This is a genomic window from Catenulispora pinisilvae (assembly GCF_015356865.1).
In the GTDB taxonomy this organism is placed as follows: Bacteria; Actinomycetota; Actinomycetes; order Streptomycetales; family Catenulisporaceae; genus Catenulispora; species Catenulispora pinisilvae.
Genome location: NZ_JAAFZA010000650.1, coordinates 1 through 285, shown reverse-complemented (window position 1 = coordinate 285; position 285 = coordinate 1). Strand labels below are relative to the sequence as shown.

The following is a 285-nucleotide window of genomic DNA, read 5'->3' as shown; positions in this document are numbered from 1 at the left end:
GAACGTGTATCCCAAGAACGTGAACTGCGCGTGCGGATGACCCCCATCAGGCCCACCCCCACCACCACGGTTGCTATCCCTGCAATACACAATCCTGGTCTTGCCTGGATGCAACTCCAGACCGACCTCAGCCATCCTGGACCGCAACCCGGCCAGGACCTGCTCCGCCTGCACCAACGTGCGACAGTGCACCACGCCATCATCGGCATAGCGTTCAAACCGGCACCCCGGGAACTCCCGGGCCATCCAGGCATCGAACACATAGTGCAAAAACAGGTTCGCCAA

At 60.7% G+C, this 285-nt stretch carries 1 protein-coding gene; it reads right to left on the bottom strand.

From position 1 onward, the window contains the following. Positions 1–285 (bottom strand): reverse transcriptase domain-containing protein (locus IZR01_RS54970; RefSeq protein WP_499698320.1); only part of this gene is annotated, 285 nt, incomplete at its 3' end.